17 protein-coding genes are annotated in these 19,608 nt (G+C 57.6%); 5 read left to right on the top strand and 12 right to left on the bottom strand.

Annotated features, from left to right (window positions below; translation table 11 throughout):
• Positions 1 to 123: 123 nt before the first annotated feature.
• The gene (locus tag ACUNV4_RS08130; protein WP_430878010.1) at positions 124 to 1,428 is read right to left on the bottom strand and encodes an NAD(P)/FAD-dependent oxidoreductase; all 1,305 of its coding nucleotides are present in this window, start codon (positions 1,426 to 1,428) and stop codon (positions 124 to 126) included.
• Positions 1,429 to 1,793: 365 nt separating this feature from the next.
• On the opposite strand from ACUNV4_RS08130, the gene ACUNV4_RS08125 reads away from it, so the two are divergent.
• Positions 1,794 to 2,405 (top strand): acyl-homoserine-lactone synthase, encoded by a 612-nt coding sequence (locus ACUNV4_RS08125; protein WP_430878009.1) that lies wholly within the window; start codon positions 1,794 to 1,796, stop codon positions 2,403 to 2,405.
• On the opposite strand, the gene ACUNV4_RS08120 is transcribed toward ACUNV4_RS08125, so the two are convergent.
• The 3 genes from ACUNV4_RS08120 to ilvC form a co-directional block, all read right to left on the bottom strand.
• Positions 2,392 to 3,159 carry a LuxR family transcriptional regulator gene (locus ACUNV4_RS08120; RefSeq protein ID WP_430878008.1) on the bottom strand — a complete coding sequence of 256 codons (768 nt, stop codon included), beginning with the start codon at positions 3,157 to 3,159 and terminating at the stop codon, positions 2,392 to 2,394. The two genes, ACUNV4_RS08125 and ACUNV4_RS08120, sit on opposite strands and share 14 nt — an antisense overlap.
• A gap of 141 nt (positions 3,160 to 3,300) precedes the next feature.
• Positions 3,301 to 4,731: a molybdate ABC transporter ATP-binding protein ModF gene (gene modF / locus ACUNV4_RS08115; protein WP_430878007.1), complete on the bottom strand. Its 1,431-nt coding sequence runs from the start codon at positions 4,729 to 4,731 to the stop codon at positions 3,301 to 3,303.
• 57 nt (positions 4,732 to 4,788) lie between these two features.
• Complete coding sequence (gene ilvC / locus ACUNV4_RS08110) at positions 4,789 to 6,261, bottom strand: ketol-acid reductoisomerase (RefSeq protein WP_430878006.1); 1,473 nt, start codon at positions 6,259 to 6,261, stop codon at positions 4,789 to 4,791.
• 107 nt (positions 6,262 to 6,368) lie between these two features.
• On the opposite strand from ilvC, the gene ilvY reads away from it, so the two are divergent.
• The 3 genes from ilvY to ACUNV4_RS08095 all read left to right on the top strand — a co-directional run bounded on the left by ilvY (position 6,369) and on the right by ACUNV4_RS08095 (position 9,430).
• Positions 6,369 to 7,253: an HTH-type transcriptional activator IlvY gene (gene ilvY / locus ACUNV4_RS08105; RefSeq protein WP_430878005.1), complete on the top strand. Its 885-nt coding sequence runs from the start codon at positions 6,369 to 6,371 to the stop codon at positions 7,251 to 7,253.
• A gap of 175 nt (positions 7,254 to 7,428) precedes the next feature.
• Positions 7,429 to 8,292, top strand: a complete 864-nt coding sequence (locus ACUNV4_RS08100; RefSeq protein ID WP_430878004.1) for a methyltransferase domain-containing protein — start codon at positions 7,429 to 7,431, stop codon at positions 8,290 to 8,292.
• 4 nt (positions 8,293 to 8,296) lie between these two features.
• Positions 8,297 to 9,430: a hypothetical protein gene (locus tag ACUNV4_RS08095; RefSeq protein WP_430878003.1), complete on the top strand. Its 1,134-nt coding sequence runs from the start codon at positions 8,297 to 8,299 to the stop codon at positions 9,428 to 9,430.
• A 47-nt stretch (positions 9,431 to 9,477) separates the two neighbouring features.
• Here the strand turns inward: ACUNV4_RS08095 and ACUNV4_RS08090 are convergent, their stop codons facing one another.
• Positions 9,478 to 11,556, bottom strand: coding sequence for a putative bifunctional diguanylate cyclase/phosphodiesterase (locus ACUNV4_RS08090; RefSeq protein ID WP_430878002.1), 2,079 nt, complete (start codon positions 11,554 to 11,556; stop codon positions 9,478 to 9,480).
• Positions 11,557 to 11,739: 183 nt separating this feature from the next.
• The gene (locus tag ACUNV4_RS08085; protein WP_430878001.1) at positions 11,740 to 12,216 is read right to left on the bottom strand and encodes a MarR family winged helix-turn-helix transcriptional regulator; all 477 of its coding nucleotides are present in this window, start codon (positions 12,214 to 12,216) and stop codon (positions 11,740 to 11,742) included.
• A 152-nt stretch (positions 12,217 to 12,368) separates the two neighbouring features.
• On the opposite strand from ACUNV4_RS08085, the gene ACUNV4_RS08080 reads away from it, so the two are divergent.
• Complete coding sequence (locus tag ACUNV4_RS08080; RefSeq protein ID WP_430878000.1) at positions 12,369 to 13,229, top strand: EamA family transporter; 861 nt, start codon at positions 12,369 to 12,371, stop codon at positions 13,227 to 13,229.
• A gap of 114 nt (positions 13,230 to 13,343) precedes the next feature.
• On the opposite strand, the gene ACUNV4_RS08075 is transcribed toward ACUNV4_RS08080, so the two are convergent.
• The 6 genes from ACUNV4_RS08075 to ACUNV4_RS08050 all read right to left on the bottom strand — a co-directional run bounded on the left by ACUNV4_RS08075 (position 13,344) and on the right by ACUNV4_RS08050 (position 19,605).
• A complete protein-coding gene (locus ACUNV4_RS08075; protein ID WP_430877999.1) occupies positions 13,344 to 13,835 on the bottom strand; it encodes a heme-degrading domain-containing protein in 492 nt (163 codons plus the stop codon).
• Complete coding sequence (locus ACUNV4_RS08070) at positions 13,832 to 14,923, bottom strand: ABC transporter ATP-binding protein (RefSeq protein WP_430877998.1); 1,092 nt, start codon at positions 14,921 to 14,923, stop codon at positions 13,832 to 13,834. Before ACUNV4_RS08070 ends, ACUNV4_RS08075 begins: the two co-directional genes overlap by 4 nt.
• Positions 14,924 to 14,958: 35 nt before the next feature.
• On the bottom strand, positions 14,959 to 16,023 hold the full coding sequence (locus ACUNV4_RS08065) for a carbohydrate ABC transporter permease (protein WP_430877997.1): 1,065 nt from the start codon (positions 16,021 to 16,023) through the stop codon (positions 14,959 to 14,961).
• Positions 16,016 to 16,984, bottom strand: a complete 969-nt coding sequence (locus ACUNV4_RS08060) for a carbohydrate ABC transporter permease (RefSeq protein ID WP_430877996.1) — start codon at positions 16,982 to 16,984, stop codon at positions 16,016 to 16,018. The genes ACUNV4_RS08065 and ACUNV4_RS08060 overlap by 8 nt, the downstream gene beginning before the upstream one ends.
• 134 nt (positions 16,985 to 17,118) lie before the next feature.
• Positions 17,119 to 18,393: an ABC transporter substrate-binding protein gene (locus ACUNV4_RS08055; protein ID WP_430877995.1), complete on the bottom strand. Its 1,275-nt coding sequence runs from the start codon at positions 18,391 to 18,393 to the stop codon at positions 17,119 to 17,121.
• Positions 18,394 to 18,507: 114 nt separating this feature from the next.
• Positions 18,508 to 19,605, bottom strand: a complete 1,098-nt coding sequence (locus ACUNV4_RS08050) for a Gfo/Idh/MocA family protein (protein WP_430877994.1) — start codon at positions 19,603 to 19,605, stop codon at positions 18,508 to 18,510.
• Between the last annotated feature and the right edge of the window lie 3 nt (positions 19,606 to 19,608).

Below are 19,608 nucleotides of genomic sequence, written 5' to 3'. Positions count from 1 at the left end.
ACCGCTTCTCGCCAGCGGGCATGGCTCGCAACAGGCCATTGCCACCTCCCGCGGTAATGCCACGCCCTGACATCCCGGCTGCAGATCAACCTGAATGAGACACACACCCATGTCTCGTTGAGGTCACTGGCTCAAACGCCTTTGCCACTCATCCTGACATCGATACCAGGCGACCAGGGGAGGCAGAAACCACGGCTTGCCGCGATAGAACGGTCGTGAGCGGAAAGGCACATCATCAAGCGCAGTTTCACCAGTGGACAGATTCAGCACCCTCTGCCCCAGCTTCATGCCCTGATAACTGGCCATCGACACGCCTGAGCCGCAGTAGCCCGCGGAATAATGGATACCCTGATGGGTTCCGGTATGCAGCAGCTCATCGAAAGTGTAGGCAACCTGTCCGGACCAGGAATGAGTCACCTGGTAATCATGCAGTTCGGGAAACAGTTCGCAGAGATGCCGATGCAGACGACGAGCACTGTCGCGGACGTTCGTCTCGCCAGCCGATACCCGCCCGCCGAACACGATGCGCTGCCTGTCCGGAGAACAACGATAGTAGTAAACCACCTTGCAGGTATCCGTGATATTACGGCGCGTGGGAAACAGCCGGTCCACCAGGTCTGTTGGCAAGACCTCCGTACACATGACATAGCTGTTGATGGGAATGATACGCCGTCGCAGCCAGGGGAACAGCGGCCCGGAATAGCCATTGGTGGCAATGATCAGCTCTCGCGCTTCCACTACCCCCCGCTCGGTACTCACACGGAACAGGCCCGAAGACAGGCGCACTATCCGGCTGGCGGCACAATGGGCGATGACACTGGCTCCCGCGTCAAGAGCCGACTGCAGCAGCCCCCGATGATACTTTGCCGGGTGCAGACTGGCATGACGGGGATACACCAGCCCACCATGGTAGGCATCAGTACCCAACTCCCGATGCTGTTCGTCGCGGCTCACCGCACGGGTTTCGATGGACTCTGCCGCCAGAATCGGTATCTCCCGCAATTGCGCGCGGAAGTGCGCTGGCGTATGTGCCGCACGAAACATGCCCTGACGCTGAAAATCGCAGACAATGCCTTCGTCGCGAATGCGCGATTCGATCCACTCCAGCGCCATCGTACCCATCGCTCGTATGGCCTGAGCCCGATCCGCGCCGAACCGTCTGGTCAGGTTCGCCAGTGACGGTTTGATACTGGTACTGATCTGACCGCCATTGCGTGTACTGCAACCCGCTCCAGGCTCTGCGGCATCGATGACCCACGTCGACAGGCCGCCACGCGCTGTCTCGATTGCCGCATTGAGACCGGTATAGCCTGCTCCCACGATCAGCACATCCACCCGCTCCGGCAGCACTGCATCGTGCGCCCCCCAGAGCGGCGCATCATCCAGCCAGAGCGGCGACTCGCTGAATTCGTCAGTCAATAAAACCATGGCAGACAAGCATTCGCTATGAATGGCGGAAGCCCGACATTGAATCACCGCAGCGGTTGCGTCAAGTGAAGAGAGCCATCAAGCGGTCGTGCCAGCTTGCTCGACAGGCATGCAAATCGGCATGACTGCCTGCCGCTGCCGTCGGCAGGCTCGACAAGGCAGGTGTCGTTGCGTCGTGCATACCTTCGGCACCGCGTCAATATCACCGATTCCTGCCATTGTGCATGGCGCTGTTCAGCCATTTTTCTCAAAAATAAATCAGATTCATAGAATATTTTCTGTGAACTGTGCCACATTATTTGATGGGGTAATGTCATGTTATCTCGTCTTAACTCCCTGACAATGACCTCATGGAGTAGCAGGCAATGCGACAGTTGATACTGGGTACGCGGGAGCACCCCGCATTGAATCAGAGCGTTCTGACGCGGATGCATCGACTTCGACATCGTGTCTTTCGCGAAAGACTGCGCTGGAATGTCGGGAGTGACAACGGCGTGGAAGTCGATGATTTCGACGCGCTCGACCCCTATTACATGGTGGCCCTGGAAGATGGCGAGGCGACGGCTTGCTGGCGCCTGCTGCCAACGACCGGACCCTACATGCTGCGCAACACCTTCCAGCAGTTGCTACGTGGCGAGCCCCTGCCCGAGCAGCGGGATATCTGGGAATTGAGCCGTTTCGCCGTGTTGTCGCCGGCACAGCGCTTCAAAGGGCAGATCCATCTCAATGATGTTGCCTTCGAGATGTTCGACCGACTGATCCAGTTCGCTGATGAGCGCCGCATCAGGCAATATGTCACCGTGGTGAGCACCTCGGTCGAACGCCTGATGAAAAGCAACGGCATCTCGCTCCGGCGTTTCGGTGACGGTCAGGCTTCTGACGTTGATGGAATCCGTTCGGTTGCCTGCTGGGTCACTCTGGACCAGCGAACGCGCGCCAGCGTATCCAATGCCGTGGTGGACACTAGAACGGCATGATCTTCGACAATGAGATCGCCTTGGCAACGGCCTGCGAGCGGTTGGTCACTTCCAGCTTGCGAATGGCGTTGCGCAAATGAAATGTCACCGTATTTTCGGAGACTGCGAGTATGCGGGCAATGGCCCAGGAGGTCTTGCCCTTCGCAGTCCAGCTCAGGCATTCGATCTCGCGCGGGCTGAGCCTCTCGAAACCATCGGAGACTCTGTCAGTCGTTCTTGACAGGATGCGCTTGGTCGCCTCGTGCATGGCATGGACGATGATGTGCAAACCGGTTTCATCAGACGCCAGAGGATTCTCCCTGCGCTCTGAGGAGACCAGGCTGAGCATGCCGCCCTCGGCGCCCGCACCATGCACCGGCACACTGATCCCGAAACGCAGACCGTGCTCGCTGGCCTCGCGCATCACGAGCTGTTCCTGCTGCCCCTGCTTGCCTGCCGAATACACCAGCCTGTCCCACAACACCGGCCTGGAATCGCTCCAGCAATGCCGGACAACCGGATCGATCGCCACATAGTTGTGACTGTCGTACCGCTCACGCCAGGCTGCCGGGTAATTGCTGGACAGGACAATCCCCTCGACAATGGGGTAATAGCAACCGAACAGGTAGTAGTCGTAACCCAGCGCCCGAGTCGCCTGCCGACAGACGCGCTGCAGGGATTCTGTCGAGCTGGCACGCGAGATATCTGACGCAATATCGAAATACAGAAGCTCACGGGATATGGACCGCTCGGCAGGAGAGGCCTTCGTCGTCACGCTCGCTGCATTCTCATGCTGAAGTCCCGCAGCAAGCTTCTGTACTGACGCATCAAGGCCAACTGGTGACATTGCAAAACCGATACAAACCTCGTGGATCACTCATCCTGCCGGTATGACCACGGATGTGTCAATGCTCAATCAGGGAGAATCCAGCGACAGAAAGTTATCGATACCATCAACCTTGTCTTCCGGATGATGGTTCACGTAGATCACAGAGGTGCTGGAGCCAGCGCAGATCTTCTCGATCAGCGCCAGAACCAGCTGGCGATTCATGTCATCCAGCCCCAGACAGGGCTCATCCAGTATCAGCAACGGCGGATGCTTCACCATGGCGCGAGCAATCAGAAGCAGTCTCTGATCGCCGTAGGAGAGCTTGTTGAAGAGCTCGTCGGCACGCTGTGACATTCCCAGCACGGCCAGCCACTCATCGGCAATTTCCCGCTGACGATCGGTGTATTTGCTGTACAGGCCGATACTGTCATGGAAGCCGGAGATGATGACATTTCTCAGGCTCGTACTGACTCGATATTCCCATTGCAGGGCTGTGGAGACATACCCGATGTACTGCTTGATCTGCCAGATACTCTCGCCATTGCCTCGCTGGAAGCCGAAGACCCGAATATCATTGACGTAGCACTGAGGATGATCACCCGTGATCAATGACAGCAAACCGGTCTTGCCACTGCCATTGCGACCCGTCAGTTGCCAGTGCTGGTTCGGCTCGATGGTCCAGGACAAGTCTTCGAAGATGGTGACGTCGCCGTACCGGATAGCGACCTTGTCCAGTTGCACCAGTGGCTGCGCCGGGTCCAGCGGCGGCAGGGAGAACATCGGATCACTTCGCGGCAGGTCCAGCTCACTGGTCTTCAGGTGCAACAGCTGGTACAGATCGCCGTAGGCCTGCTCATCGTCTCGCGCCACCTTGTGCAGTAGCTGCCCATGGTCCACATAGGCAATATCGGTAATGAACTCCGGGCACTCGTCGAAGCGGTTGAGCACCAGAACCATCGGTATCTTGTCAACCAGCGAGGCCAGATGCCGAGCCAGCATCTGGTGAGTCGCCGCGTCCAGCCCGTCAAACGGCTCATCGAGTATCAGCAGCTCGGGATCACTGGTCAAGGCCCTGACCAGCAGGACCTTGCGGGTCTCGCCGGTCGAGAGCTTGCGAAAGGCCCGATCCAGCAGACCGGCAAGACCGAACTGCTCAACCAGCCGCGCCGCCAGCTCGATGTCCTGACAACCTTCATGCAGGATCTCGGACACTGGCGTACCTTCGGAGATCACATCCATGATGTCCGCATCGTCCTTGCGCCGCTCGGCTTCGATCAGTTCGCCCTGGGTTTCGTAGGAGACCAGTGCCACCTTGCCCGGCAAGCCATCAATACGCCCGGCAATCACGTCGCCGGCACCGGCGAGCACTGCTGCGAGTGCCGACTTGCCTGACCCGTTGGTGCCGGTAATCATCCAGTGCTGACCGGCCTTCAGCTGCCAGTCGATATCGACAAGCTGGAATCGCTCATCGAAATCGACCGTCAGTGACTGCAATTCGATGGAAGATCGAACACTCATGTCCAACTCTGACAACTCCTGGATGGAATACCGCTCATGACAGGCCTGTACAGCGCCTCAGATGATGCGCTTCATGTCGGCCATGTGACCGCGCAGCGTGGCACCGATGGCCTCGACGGGGTGTGTCCGGATGACATCATTGACTTCGATCAGTCGAGCATTGTCCACACCCATGTCGTTCAGGTTCAATCCCTTGCCGATGACATCACTCTTGATGCCCTTCATGAAATCGCCCAGCAGTGGCAGACAGGCATGGTTGTACAGATAGCATCCGTATTCAGCCGTGTCGGAAATGGTGGAGTTCATCTCGTACAGCTTCTTGCGCGCGATGGTATTGGCAATCAACGGCGTTTCATGCAGTGATTCGTAGTAGGCAGAGTCGGCGATGATGCCGGCGGATGTCATGGTCTCGAAGGCCAGTTCGACGCCGGCCTTGACCATGGCCACCATCAGAATGCCGTTGTCGAAGTATTCCTGCTCGGAGATGTCCACATCACCTGCCGGTGTCTTTTCGAAGGCCGTTTCCGCAGTTTCCGCACGCCAGCCCAGCAGCTCGGCATCATCATTGGCCCAGTCGGCCATCATGGTGGCCGAGAAGTGACCGGTCATGATGTCGTCCTGATGCTTCTGATACAGAGGACGCATGATGTCCTTCATTTCTTCCGCAAGATCGAAGGCCTTTATCTTGGCCGGGTTGGACAGACGATCCATCATGTTGGTGACCCCACCGTACTTCAGCGCTTCGGTGACCGTCTCCCAACCATACTGGATCAATTTCGAGGCATAACCCGGCTCGACGCCTTCTTCGATCATCTTGTCGAAGCACAGCAATGATCCGGTTTGCAGCATGCCGCACAGAATGGTCTGCTCGCCCATGAGGTCAGACTTGACTTCCGCGATGAACGAGGACATCAACACACCGGCCTTGTGACCGCCGGTACCGACGGCATACGCCTTGGCCAGCTCCAGTCCCTCACCCTTGGGATCATTGTCCTCATGCACGGCGATCAGCGTCGGCACACCGAAACCACGGACGTACTCCGCGCGCACCTCGGAACCCGGGCACTTGGGGGCCACCATGATGACAGTCAGGTCGTCACGAATCTGCATGCCTTCCTCGACAATGTTGAAACCATGGGAGTACGACAGACAGGCACCCTGTTTCATCATCGGCATGATGGTGTTGACCACGGCCGTGTGCTGCTTGTCCGGCGTCAGATTCAGCACGACGTCAGCTGTGGGGATCAGCTCTTCGTAGGTACCGACGGTAAAGCCGTTTTCAGTAGCGTTCTTCCAGGACTGACGCTTTTCGGCAATGGCTTCGGCTCGCAGTGTGTAGGAAACATCCAGCCCACTGTCGCGCAGATTCAGCCCCTGGTTCAGGCCCTGGGCACCGCAGCCGATCACGACCATCTTCTTGCCCTTGAGCGCATTGACGCCGTCGGAGAATTCATCCAGATGCATGAATCGGCATTTGCCCAGCTGGGCAAGCTGCTCACGCAGCGACAAGGTATTGAAATAATTGGCCATTGTGGCGACTCCTGAGAATAACTAAGGTCTGATTTGCCGCGCAGTGTATCGACTCGCTGGCGTTTCGTAAATTGATATATTTGAAACGCAATGTTTTAATTACTGCAATGAACTCCAGAACCCTGACCCAGTTCCTTGCATTGGCCCGTACGCTGCACTTCGGGCAGGCCAGCGAGTCCTGCAACATCAGCCTCTCGACGCTGTCCAGAAACATCCGACAACTGGAAGAAGAGCTGGGCGTCTCCCTGTTCGAGCGAGACAATCGCTCGGTAGCCCTGAGCGCCAAGGGACAGCAATTCGAGGTCTACGCCCGCGAGGCTCTGGCCAGTTGGCACAGCATCAGACAGGAACTGGCAGACACCGGCAACCCGCTGCACGGCGAACTCAGCATCTACTGCTCCGTTACCGCCAGCCAGAGTGTGCTGTACGAGCTGCTCAACCGATTTCGCCCCCGCTACCCGGGTATCGATATCAAGCTGCATACCGGAGACCCCGAACACGCCATCGCACGGGTGCTGGCCGGAGAGGAGGACATCAGCATAGCTGCCCATCCGGGGCGTCTGTCGCGCTCCCTGCATTTCAAGCCCGCCATGGTCTCTCCCCTGCTGTTCATAGCACCAGCCGAACTGGGCGATGCGGACATACCTGCCAATGCGCCCGCTGATACGGCCGACTGGGCGCAAGTTCCCATGATTCTCTCGGAAGGCGGCATTCTGCGCACGCGTGTCGATGCCTGGTTCAAGTCGCTGCAGCTGACACCGCGCATCTATGCCCAGGTTGCCGGCAACGAGGCCATCGTCAGCATGGTCAGCCTTGGGCTGGGTGTCGGAGTTGTACCAAAGATCGTGCTGGACAACAGCCCCATGGCCGAACGCATCCGGATACTGGACGTCAAGCCGGAGCTCGCTCCCTACGACGTTGGCCTGTTCACCTTGAAGAAAAGCCTACAGAACCCGTTGATCGATGCCTTCTGGGGAGTGCTTTCAAGCTAACCCCTGACAATAGACGCTGATTAAAGTTTCTGGGCATATAGCCGTTACACGCGCCCCTTTTCAGACCATGGGCCTTTCATGGCAGCGCGTTTGCAATAGTCACCACCTGACAGTCGACAAAGACGACCTTCCACAGGGCCGCACTGCCAAATCGCACTCAAGGTAGACGAAAACCATGCTGCAAACCGAAAACGCAATGCAGGTAGACCCGGCAACGGACTCGGCAGTTGCCAGGAATTCCATCAGCAACTCAGCACCTCGTGCCCGTACACGACCGGTGGTTCGTTCGAGCTACCTTGTGGAGCGATTGTTTGCCACGCCTGAAAACAACCTGTTCAATTACGTCAAGTTTCATCTGGTCAACGATCATATCAAGGCCTGCAAACTCGATGATGCGCGACTCATGGACATCGGTTGCGGCTTGCAGGTGGCCAGACGTTTCATCGAAGCCCTGAACCCCGACGTGCGCTACTACGGAATCGACTACGAGGCCTCATTCGCACCTGATGCGGTCGTCGATCTGAACGTGAAAGGAGCGCTGCGCAAGCCCATGCAGTGGAAACCCGATGTCGTCATGCTGCTCGATGTACTCGAACACCTCCACGAAGATGAAAGCGACTTGAGTCAAGTCATCCGCCATGTCGCCGAGTCCATGTCCGGCGATGCCAGGCTGATCATCACCGTCCCTCAGTGGTATCGCCTCGACCGGTTCAAACTGGCTCATCTGCATTACCCGGAACACAAGATCCGCCTGACCCAGGGAGAATGGAAAAGGCTGATCGAAGAACATTTCGATATCCAGACGATACAGGGCGTCGGTTTTCTGTCAGTGATACCGTACCTGCCGATGGCGTTCAAGCGCTACACTCCGGACAACGCACTCGGACGCCTGTTCACCCACATGCGATCGAAGACATTCGAAAAGCGCTGGATCAAACCGCTGGATCTTTTCCTGTCACGAACCCTGGGCAGGATCGGCCCCTTCAAGCACCTGTCCAACGACATACTCATTGTTGCAACACCGCGCAACCGGGCATAAGACAATGGCAAGCACCGACTCGTTCCACCCCGACTTTCTCGGTGAAATGTGCCGCCGCCTGCAACTGCAACCCTACCCTGACTGCCGTCAATTTGTCGTGCAGCACCTGTTCCCCGACACGGTAAGACTGCTTCGCCTGTTGCATGACTACCTGCCCATCGACACCGTGATCGGCATCAGTTACTCCGGCAATGCGCAGGCCGTTGATGAGCTGCGATCCATGGGCATCAGGGTCTTGACACCCGAATACTCCGAACTGGCGAGCGTGGTTGCCACGGAGCTGCAACACTGTATCGATCGCTGCCGCCACCAGGCCCAACGGCTGGTGATACACGAAGTCGGTGGCATCGCCATTCGCGCCCTGCACGAACCCATGTACATCGGTGGCGATACCGTGGTCGGTGCTCTCGAGATCACCAAACAGGGTGTCTGGGTAGCCGAACAGCTGGAAGAGATGCGCATTCCGCAGATCAATGTCGCGCAGACGCGATTGAAGGAGATCGAAGGCAAACAGGTGGGCGAAGCCGTGGTATCCGCACTGGATAACATCCTGCGCGAACTGGGCTATTCGACCGTCGGCCGAGATGCCCTGGTCTGTGGGTATGGATGGGTCGGCAAAGGGGTTGCCCAGAGCCTGCGTCAGCGAGGCCTCGGCGTCAGTGTCAGGGATATCGACACCGTGTCGGTCGTTGAAGCGACGGTGGATGGACACAACCCCAGCTATGGCGAGACTTTGACACGTCCTCCAGCCATTGTTGTCGGGGCCTCGGGCAGACGTTCGATAAACGAGCATCTTCTGGCACAACTGCCTGATCGCTGTTTTCTGGTCAGTGGATCATCGAAGGATCATGAAATCGATCTCGATCACCTTGCCGAACAGACGGCCAGCACGACCACACTGCATCCGCATGTTCGCCAGTGTACGCTCCACGATGGTCGTCGAATCTATCTGGTCAATGAAGGCTATCCTGTCAACTTCACCGGTGCCAGCGTTCCCGATGAGATCGTCGAGTTCCTGTTTGCCGAACTGATCATGCTGGTCCCCTGGCTGCTTGACGACTGCCCGTCACCGGGAATACATACCCTGCCACCTGCCGATGAAGCCTTGCCTGCCAGTATCTGGCTGGAATTGCGCTGACAGACAAGGACCCGCGGCACACCACGATACCGCTCCAGGCAGCTTCTTCAGGGATTTTCAGCCAGTTCTTCCCGGCGGCGCTGGACTGCCCATTCCGCCGAGACCGCATGGCTGGACCAGTGAGCGATGCCGTTATCGTGTTCCAGCAGAAAATCCGTCGCGCGATGCTTGTCCATGGGCTTGCTGAACAGAAACCCCTGCAGCTGATCACAACCATGAGCAATCAGGAAATTGCGCTGCTCGGTGGTTTCCACCCCCTCGGCCACGACGGTCAGGGACAGGGTTCTCGCCACATCGATGATCAATTCGACCACCGGTGAAATGCCGCCATCATCAAGGAAGGATCGATCGATCTTGATGCTGTCCAATGGAAATTTCTGCAGATAACCCAGATTGCTGTAACCGGAGCCGAAATCATCGATACTCAACCTGACACCCAGCGAGGTCAGGCCGGCCAGTATCTGCTGTACCGATTCGCTGTCTGCCATCAACATCGACTCGGTGATTTCCAGCTCGATGCTCTGAGGTCTGCAATTGGTCAACTGCAGGGCATCGCGCACCACCGAATCGAAATCCCCACGACGAAACTCCATTGGCGACACATTGATGGCCACCGGAATATCGTGACCCTGTGCGCTCCAGAGAGTCTGCTGCAGCATCGAATGATGCAACACCTGACGGGTGATGTCGCCAATCATCCCGGTCTCTTCCGCCACGGCTATGAAGTCTTCGGGCGGCACCCATCCGAGCAAGGGGTGCTCCCAGCGCACCAGAGCTTCCATGCCGGCCATTCGACCATCTGCCGCTGCCAGCTTGGGCTGGAAATAGACTTGCAGCGAGCCACTGTCAATGGCTTCACGCAGATCGGTCTCGATACGCAGTCGTCGGCGGATCTGCGTCGTCATGTCGGGCTTGAACGTGCGATAACCGCCTCCAGCCTCCTTGGCCGCATACATCGCCATGTCCGCCTGCTGCATCAGCAGTGTCGAGTCTTCCGCATGCTGCGGAAACAGGCAGATGCCGATACTCGGGGTCATGGTCATGGCATGACCGTCGACACGCATGGGCTTTGCCAGTGCTTCCACCAGGTCCCTGGCCATCCTCTCCGAACGTCCAGCCGCGCCCTGCTCATCGATCAGCAATGTGAATTCATCACCTCCGAGTCGGGCCAGGTAGTCGCTGGCATCCAGACAGCCCTTCAGGCGATCGGACACGGCAACCAGCAATTTGTCGCCCAGCGAATGCCCCAGGGTATCGTTGATCAACTTGAAGCGATCGAGATCGACGAACAGGATTGCCAGTTCCCGACGTTCCTGGCGCGCACTGTCCAGCCGATCGTTCAGCGTGCTCAGCCAGGAGGTTCTGTTTGGCAGGCCCGTCAGCGTATCCGTGTAGGCGAGTCGATTGACCAGCTGCTGAGCATTGTGCTGATTGGAGATATCGATCTCGCTCATGAGAATGGATTTCTTGCCACTGACCGGATCGGGGCACAGCTCCAGGGTCAGGCTGTGCCAGACAGGCCCCTTGGCCGTTTTCATCTGCGCCTCGATACTGGCACCGGCACCATGAGTCAGCGTGTCGTGGGCCAGCTGCCAGTCCTTTTCGTCAAGAAAACGTTCCGACAGTGTCAATACGTCGGCTCCCAGCATGCGCCGGGCTGCAGGATTGGAATACATCAACCTGCCTTGCCTGTCGAAGACAGACACGCACACCGATGTGTGCAGCAGAGCCACACTGCGATACAGCGTATCGGAGTCGGAGAGCTTGTCCTGACGGATGGCATTGATCAGCAACCAGCGTGCATCATCCGGAGCCTCGATGGCACTGATGGAACATTCATAGGAGCAGGAACGTCCCATCGGGTAGAACGTCCAGTGTTCAGCAACGCTGTTGCTGGTGCCACTCAGGTCTTCGCAGTACTGTCCCAGGCGCTCGCAGACGGTACGAGTCATGCCATCGCTCATGTCCCGCCCTTGCAATTCTGCAAGATCGGGGGCGTTCCACAAGTCCAGTCCAGCCTGATTGGCCCACAGAACCCTCAGGTTGCCGACATCGAAAAGCCAGACCGGAGTGCTCAACAGCGACAGCGGGTAAGAGATCGTCTTGATGTACTGTTGATACGGCATAGTACAGCTACCAGACTGTGCTCGAACAAAACGAGAGGTGTCCATTCTCATGCATGACCCTCTCCGCAGTATCGCAATCGCTGATCTTCAAGGGTAAGCTGAGTGTTACATCAAGGCAGAAACCGGCCCCATTGGTCCCTTCGCAGCCATTGCGCGCGTGACCTCCGATGCATGAACGCCATGTCACGGGACAACGGATGCCAACAATTTGCGCAGCAGGCTGTCGAGCAGCTCTCGCTCCGACTCGTCCAGTGCTTCGAGCAGACCAGCCTGATTCTCCACATGCTCTGCCACCACCTTGTCGATGAGTCGCTTGCCTTTGGGAGTCAATCTGACGAGAATCCTGCGAGCATCAGCCGAATCGGATTTACGCATCACCAGACCCGCCTTGACCAACTGATCGATGCGATTGGTCATGGTGCCCGATGTAATCATCATCGACGCCATCAGCTCACCAGCGGTCAAGGCATGCGGTGACGATGAACGGCGCAGAGTCGCCAGCACGTCAAAACCCGCTGCGTTGAGCCCATGATGAGCGAAGACCTTGCCCATCTGCCGGGAAAACAGATGTGAAACCACGCTCAGACGCCCAACCTGGGCCATGGCAGTCACATCGAGGTCCGGCCGCTCCGTTTGCCACTGACTGATTATCTTGTCCACTGCATCCATAAGGAACAATATAGCAGAGGGACAGCGGAACAACTGTCATCCCGCCCACGACACCGTTTCACTGGCATATATCTTGACATCAAGATAATAACCATTTATCTTGACATCAAGATATATAACTTACGGACAATGGAGATCGCAGCATGGATCCGTCACGTCACCTGGACCTCGGCCTGACCGCTCTGGCACCGGCCATCTGGGGCAGCACCTATCTGGTTACCACGGAGCTGCTGCCGCAGGGCTACCCGCTGACGGCAGCGCTGTTACGTGCCTTGCCCGCCGGTATTGTTCTGCTGGCTCTGACACGAACGCTTCCCAGTGGCATCTGGATCGCGCGTTCGCTGATACTCGGAGCGCTGAATTTTTCACTGTTCTGGTGGCTGTTGTTCGTGGCTGCCTATCGTTTGCCCGGCGGTGTGGCGGCTACCGTTGGCGCCATTCAGCCACTTCTGGTGCTGTTGCTGTGCAGACTGTTGCTGGATCAGACAACCACTCGCCTGGCGGTGCTGGCAGGCTGCGGTGGCATTCTGGGTGTGGCGCTGGTCGTATTGACCGGGGAGTTGTCACTGGATGCGGTCGGCACACTGGCCGCACTGGCAGGAGCGGTCTCCATGGCATTCGGGACCGTTCTGACTCGTAAATGGCACCCGCCTGTTTCAGCCCTGACATTCACGTCATGGCAGCTTCTTGGTGGCGGCCTCTTGCTGCTGCCCATAGCGCTGTGGCTGGAACCACCCCTGCCTTCTCTGTCGATGGCGCACATGGCAGGCTTCGCCTATCTCGGGCTGTTCGGTGGCGCAATCACCTATTTCCTGTGGTTCAGGGGAATTTCCAGACTGAACCCTTCAACGGTCACGCCACTGGGCCTGTTGAGCCCGGTCTCCGCAGTCTGTCTTGGCTGGCTGCTGCTCGAACAGAACCTGCACGCAGTACAGATTGCCGGCATCGTGTTGGTACTGATCAGCGTATGGCTGGGTCAGCGCTCCCAGCGAAAGCCCGCGTGACAGGCCTGCAACAACTCTCTTGCCCGCCTCATTGGCAACACGTGTCTGAAGAAACCGGCAAACCGAACCGACCACCCTCGCGGCAGACGGCAGGCTGTCGCCGAGCAGCCGATATCAGGCTTGAGTCGTCGCCAACTGCTGTTCCAGTACCGAGACCACCAGTTCGTGATCATCGATCTGCGGCAAACCCGATACCGTCACCGAACCAATGACTCCGGCTCCCCTCACCGTCACGGGAAAGGCACCACCGTGAGCCGCAAACTCGTTCAATGGCAAGAGATACTTCTCTTCCAGGCTGACCCCCTTCACACGGCACAGCGCTCCCATGTACAGGGAACTGTGAGAAAAGCGCTGTACGACCCTCATCTTGCGCTGCACCCACTGCGCATTGTCCAGAGTAGCCCCCTCCAGTGCCGAGTGAAACAGACACTGGCCATTACGCGTGACATCGATGGCGATGGGCAATGTTCGCTGTCGGCCAAGTTCCAGCAGACGCAAGCCGATCTCATGCGCCTGTGAAATACTGAAACTGTCGAATACCAGCCGAGCTTCCTGAGCCTCGATCTGCTCCACGACCTGCTGATCGCTCAGCCCCTTGAGACTCACGATTCCGATCCTCTCAGGCTGACGCCGGACACAGCATCGAATAGATGGACCTTGTCGACATCCACATTCAGGCCGACTGTCTGACCAATCTCCTGCGGTGTCTCGCCCTGGATATTCACCGTGACCGAGCTGCCATCACTGGTACGCGTGTACAGGTAGGATTCGCCTCCAAGCCGTTCCACACCATGGATCTCGACCGTCACATCGGCCCCGTCCGGTTCCGCAATGCTGACCGCATTGGGACGAATACCGGCCACCACCTCGGCGTTGTCCGACAAGTCGAAGCGGTCTGCCTGTAACGCCATGCGCCGACCCGCGGCCAGCGAGACCTCGCCTCTGTCTGCAGACACCACCTTGCCATTGAGAAAATTCATCTTCGGCGAGCCGATGAAACCGGCAACGAAACGATTGACCGGATAGTGATACAGATCCAGTGGCGCGCCGAACTGCTCCACGACACCGGCACGCAGGACAGCGATCTTGTCCGCCATTGTCATGGCTTCCACCTGGTCATGGGTCACATAGATCATGGTATTGCCCAGACGTTTGTGCAATTGCGCGATCTCGGCCCGCATGTCCACTCGCAACTCGGCATCCAGATTGGACAGGGGTTCATCGAACAGGAAGATTCTCGGCTCGCGAACCACGGCTCGTCCAATGGCAACCCGCTGCCTCTGCCCACCGGACAGATCCTTGGGTTTTCGATCGAGCAACTCGTTGATCTGCAGCATCGCAGCCACTTCCGCAATCTTCTGCTGGATGATCTTGCGCGGCGTATTCAGATTCTCCAGTCCGAATGAGAGATTCTGACGCACGCTCATGTGCGGATACAGGGCGTAGGACTGGAACACCATGGAGAGTCCCCGGTCCGCGGCAGCCACGTCGTTGACAAGGTCATCATCGATCATGATTCGGCCACTGGTGACCGTATCCAGACCCGAGATCATGCGTAGCAGCGTCGATTTGCCGCAACCCGAGGGCCCGACAAACACACAGAATTCGCCGTGATTGATGGTCAGATCGACACCCTTGATGACCTCGATCGAACCGTAGGCTTTCTTGATGTCTTGAAGTTGCAGATTTGCCATGGCTCAGAAACTCTTCACTCTTGTCTGTTCGATCATCATTTACCACCGGTGGAGGCAATGCCGGTGGCGATGTATTTCTGCAGGAATGCAAACACGACGGCGATGGGCAGAAGCGTCAGTACCGTCATGGCCAGCAGACTGCTCCATTGCGTCTGCATCTCTCCCTGAAAACTGTTCAGGGCCAGCTGTAGCGTGAAATTCTCGGTTCGGGACAATACGATGAGCGGCCACAGGAAATCGTTCCAGCGCCACATGATGGCAAGAATCGCCAGCACGGCAATGGCTGGCGCACTCAATGGCAGGATGATTCGCCAGTAGATCTTCCACTCGCTGGCCTTGTCCATGCGCGCGGCATCCAGAATTTCATCCGGTATCGTCAGCATGTATTGCCGCAACAGGAAGACCCCCGTCGGGGTTGCAGCTCCCGGTATGATCACCCCCCAAAGAGAATTGATCATGCCCATTTCCCGCACCACCAGAAACAGAGGTACCAGCACGACGGTCTGCGGAATCATCAACGTACCGATGATCAATGCCAGGACCATGTTGCGACCACGAAATTCGTATTTGGACAGTGCAAAAGCCGCCATCGAATTCACCAGCAACATGATCAATGTCGAAATGACGGTAATGAAGGTGCTGTTCCACAGGAATTGCAGAAAGTTGAATCGCTCGAAAAGATCGGTGTAATTGGACCAGGCGAGCGCCATTTTCTCCACCGGCTCTCGTTCCTTGACCTTCACCTTGATGATCTCCTCCGGTGCGTCCAACCTGACCACCTGAGACACGATGCCTACCCGACGCACCTGCGCCACGGTGACCCCTGCCAGCTCCCCGTCGGTCACCGTGAACAGCGGCAGAGGCTTGCTGTGTCCTTCCAGCATCACGGTTTCCTGCGCATACGGCAGAAAACGTGGCGGAAAATTGTTCAATTCCGCATCGGTCTTGAACGATGACATCACCAGCCAGACGACCGGGCCGAACATCAGCACGATGCCAAGGAACAGATAGCCGTAGGTGAACCAGTCTGTCCAGTGAAGTCGACCGCTGCCGTCACTCCTGCCACGCGTGCGTGTCAGAAACGCGATTGCCTTACCCATTGACGTTCCTCCTGCTCGCCCACAACTGCAGGAAAGTCAGTATGACGAGTACGATGGCCAGCAGAATGGATGCTGCAGAGGCCAGACCAAACAGACGAGGTGTACCGGCAAAGCCTGTCTCGTAGACATATTGAATCAACAGGGTTGTTGCAGAACCCGGCCCTCCACCGGTAAAGGCGTAGACCTCATCGAAGGTCTGCACACTCTTGATCAGGGACAATACAAGCACGACGATCATGGTTGGCATCAGCAGAGGGAGCGTGATGCGACGAAAGGTTCTGAATGGAGAGGCGGCATCCATGCTGGCGGCTTCATACACATCGCGGGGGATTGCCTGAAGACCGGCCAGCAGAATCAGCGTGTAGAAACCCATATGCGCCCAGACGGATATGAATACCGACCAGAAGAAGGCCCAGTGCCGGTCCAGCAGCCAGTTGATGGTCTCGAAGCCCATGCCCTCCAGAGCTGCGTTGGCCAGGCCCTCACGCTGCAGGATCCACTTCCAGATCAGCGCGACCACCACTGGCGACAGCAGCACGGGAAAGAAGAAGACGCTGCGGAAGAAACCGCGAGCACGTATCTTGCCGTTGAGCATCAGTGCAGTCAGAAGCGCAAACCCGACCATGAACCCCACTTGCAGCAGGACGAACCAGATCGTGTTGTAGACCGCACGCCAGAACAGATCATCCTTGCATGAATTGGGGTTGAGAAAATCCTCGCAGCTGGTCAGCGTCTGATAGTTGCCCATGCCGACAAAAGTACGATCCTGCAGCAGTATCTGATCACTGCCGGTCATGGCGTACACGAAGTTCAGAACAACCGGCAGGAAAGCAAACAGGCCGAACAACAGGAGATTGGGCAGCAGGAAGACCCATGCAAGCCTGGAGATACCCAGGCGCTTCTGCAGGTACAGCATGGGTATCTCGATGACCCGCATGCAAGAACTGATCATTCGTGCCATGACTAGGCTCCAGGTAAGTCTCGAGTCTGCTGCCGCCAGACACGGCCGACAACAGACTCAGGCATCAGGTACTCCGAAGCCGCTGCAGAGCTACGTTCTGCGGGGGCCTCGGGGTCTCACAAGGGGGGGTTGCCCTACTCGACTTCGGACATGGTCTGTTCAAGGTCGCTGGTGGCCTTTTCCATCGCTTCTTCGATGGACAGCTCACCCACGATGGCCTGCGAGACTCGTGTCATCGTGATACCGAACATGGCCCGGTTGTGCTTGTAGCCCTGATAGGCATAAGCAACCGGAGACACCTTCTCGACCTGTTTGCCCCAGGCGTTCAGCGCAGCTGCAGCGGGTGCGGAAGCGCCTTCGTAGTCAACTCCACTCGCAGCAACCGCTGCATGTGCAGGAATGTTGCGAGTCCGGGCTGTCAATTCGGCGTAGACGTCTTCCCGAGCCAGATAATCAAGCAGCTTGCCGACGATTTCGGGATGCTCGCTGCCATTGAAACCCACGATGCCGGCACCGCCGGGCATACCGGTACATGCCACTTCGCCACACGGTGTGCCGACGACCTGCCAATCGAAGGCGTCTCCGATTTCGCTATCGAACTTGCCGACCTGCCAGCTGCCCGAGTAGTAGTAAACCAGTGAACCGGAAATGAATTCCTTTGCCGCGTCCTGATAGGTATCGCCCCCGGTACCGGCCCATACATCACGCAGCATGACACCGTTGTTGTTCCATTCGACAAACTTGGTGACAAAGCGGGTAAAGCCCTCGTCGACCAGTGCCGGAGTGCCGTCATCGGCAAACAGTTTCGCACCCTCGGAGATGGCTGGGCCCGCAATGCGATGTCCGGAACGATCCATGGCCATCAGATAGGGCGTTTCCGTGGCTTCGGCAACCTTGGCGACTGCATCGGCCCATTCTTCCCAGGTAGCGTCTGCCGCAGGCGGCTCGACTTCTGCCTGATCGAACAGAGTACGGTTGATATAGCCGCCAGTGATGGTCAGCTGAGAATGCAGGCCGTAGATACCCTTGTCTTCCGGACTCTTGCGGTACCAGTTCAGGATGTCCCCGAAGGACTCTTCCCAGTAGTCGGCATCGACATACGGTGAGATATCGACATAGTACTCGGACAGGCCACCCAGGTCGGTGACCTTTGCCAGGTCGGGACCACTGCCAGCGGCGAGCTGAACCGGCAGATTTTCAAGAATTGCCTTGTAGGGTACTGTATCGACGATAACGTCAACACCTTCGTTTTCCTGCTCGAAGCGCGTGACCAGTTCATCGATCACCTCGCACTCGTTGCCATCCGACGAACACATGAACCGCAGTTCCTGCGCCTGAGTGGCAGATGCAGCTACGCCGAGGGAGGCAAGCAGAACCAGTTGGCCCACTACATTCTTTCTGAATTTCATCGTCAAGTCTCTCCGTTCTCCAATGGTATGGTCATACGAAAAAGGTGCGAGATCCGCGCCCGCTTCAGGTACAAATCCTTTTCCGTCGATCTCCTGCGTTGTCGTGTGTCGCGTCTACGCGACGGTGGTGTGATGATGCCGGGGTACCCAGCTCTCGTATACTGCATCGTTGGCCCCTAGCGGCAGCGACACCCGCCTACCCGACTGAGCCGATAGATAGATGGCACTGACCAGCTCCAGCGATCTGCGCCCATCCCGCAGCAGCACTTCACGCCCGGGCTGACCGTTCAACGCATCATAGAGTGCATCGAAAAAACCGGTAAAACCCGATCGGGCAGGCACAACCGCCGCCAGTACCTCGTCGATGGCTGCCTGCTGCGCCGGAGTGCGAGCCAGAAACTCCCAGGTATCGCTTGCCGGCGCATAGGGCGCCGTTCCGCTGGTGGCCGTCAGGCCCTGAAAACAGAATCGCAAGCGTGAAGTATCGGTAGCCGCTCCCAGAGTGATCGAACTGGTTGCCAGGGCGCCATTTTCCATGTCGAACTGGATTGCAGCGCAGTCTTCGGTTTCTATGTCATTGACACGCGTTGCGCAGCTGGCCGACAGGCCTGCCACGGGTCCCAGCACATGCATCAGTAGATCGTGATTATGGATGGCATGCCCCAGTACGGCACCACCTCGTTCGCCCTCCCAGGTGCCGCGCCAGGGGATGGCGTAATAATCGGCATCACGATTCCAGTGTGTTTCCAGGCTTGCCATATAGGGCTTGCCAGCCAGGCCGGCATCCATCAGAGCCCGCAGTTGCTGCATCGCAGGTCCGTAACGGTATTGGAATACCGGTGTGATGCATCTACCCGTTTTTGCCGATGCCTCTGCCAGGGCATCCGCCTGAGCCAGCGAGTTCACCAGCGGCTTTTCACAAACCACGTGCTTGCCGGCTTCGAGTGCCATCAGGGCTGTGTCGAAATGCAGATGAGGCGGCAGACAGACGTCGATGATATCGATCTCATCATCGTGGATGACTGCCGACAGATCCCTGCTTACCGCAATGTTGGCACCATTGACGATACTGCGCGCGCGTTGCTCGTCCAGATCACACACGGTGCTGACAACAAACCGTTCGGGCAGTTCGCGATAGGCGGCAAGATGCTCACCGCCGATTCCCGCTCCGATGATGGCAACGCGTAGCGGCTTTCCGGTGGAAGCAGGCATGGT

This window comes from Granulosicoccus sp. 3-233, assembly GCF_052681095.1.
This window is presented reverse-complemented; position numbering and strand designations above follow the sequence as displayed.

Bases quoted from the DNA above. Each gene is read 5' to 3' on its own strand.
- ACUNV4_RS08050 (WP_430877994.1), bottom strand. From the start codon at position 19,605: ATGCCTGCTTCCACCGGAAAGCCGCTACGCGTTGCCATCATCGGAGCG.
- modF (WP_430878007.1), bottom strand. From the start codon at position 4,731: ATGAGTGTTCGATCTTCCATCGAATTGCAGTCACTGACGGTCGATTTC.
- ACUNV4_RS08080 (WP_430878000.1), top strand. From the start codon at position 12,369: ATGGATCCGTCACGTCACCTGGACCTCGGCCTGACCGCTCTGGCACCG.
- ilvC (WP_430878006.1), bottom strand. From the start codon at position 6,261: ATGGCCAATTATTTCAATACCTTGTCGCTGCGTGAGCAGCTTGCCCAG.
- ACUNV4_RS08100 (WP_430878004.1), top strand. From the start codon at position 7,429: ATGCTGCAAACCGAAAACGCAATGCAGGTAGACCCGGCAACGGACTCG.
- ACUNV4_RS08065 (WP_430877997.1), bottom strand. From the start codon at position 16,023: ATGGGTAAGGCAATCGCGTTTCTGACACGCACGCGTGGCAGGAGTGAC.
- ACUNV4_RS08095 (WP_430878003.1), top strand. From the start codon at position 8,297: ATGGCAAGCACCGACTCGTTCCACCCCGACTTTCTCGGTGAAATGTGC.
- ilvY (WP_430878005.1), top strand. From the start codon at position 6,369: ATGAACTCCAGAACCCTGACCCAGTTCCTTGCATTGGCCCGTACGCTG.
- ACUNV4_RS08090 (WP_430878002.1), bottom strand. From the start codon at position 11,556: ATGCCGTATCAACAGTACATCAAGACGATCTCTTACCCGCTGTCGCTG.
- ACUNV4_RS08130 (WP_430878010.1), bottom strand. From the start codon at position 1,428: ATGGTTTTATTGACTGACGAATTCAGCGAGTCGCCGCTCTGGCTGGAT.
- ACUNV4_RS08060 (WP_430877996.1), bottom strand. From the start codon at position 16,984: ATGGCACGAATGATCAGTTCTTGCATGCGGGTCATCGAGATACCCATG.
- ACUNV4_RS08055 (WP_430877995.1), bottom strand. From the start codon at position 18,393: ATGAAATTCAGAAAGAATGTAGTGGGCCAACTGGTTCTGCTTGCCTCC.
- ACUNV4_RS08070 (WP_430877998.1), bottom strand. From the start codon at position 14,923: ATGGCAAATCTGCAACTTCAAGACATCAAGAAAGCCTACGGTTCGATC.
- ACUNV4_RS08125 (WP_430878009.1), top strand. From the start codon at position 1,794: ATGCGACAGTTGATACTGGGTACGCGGGAGCACCCCGCATTGAATCAG.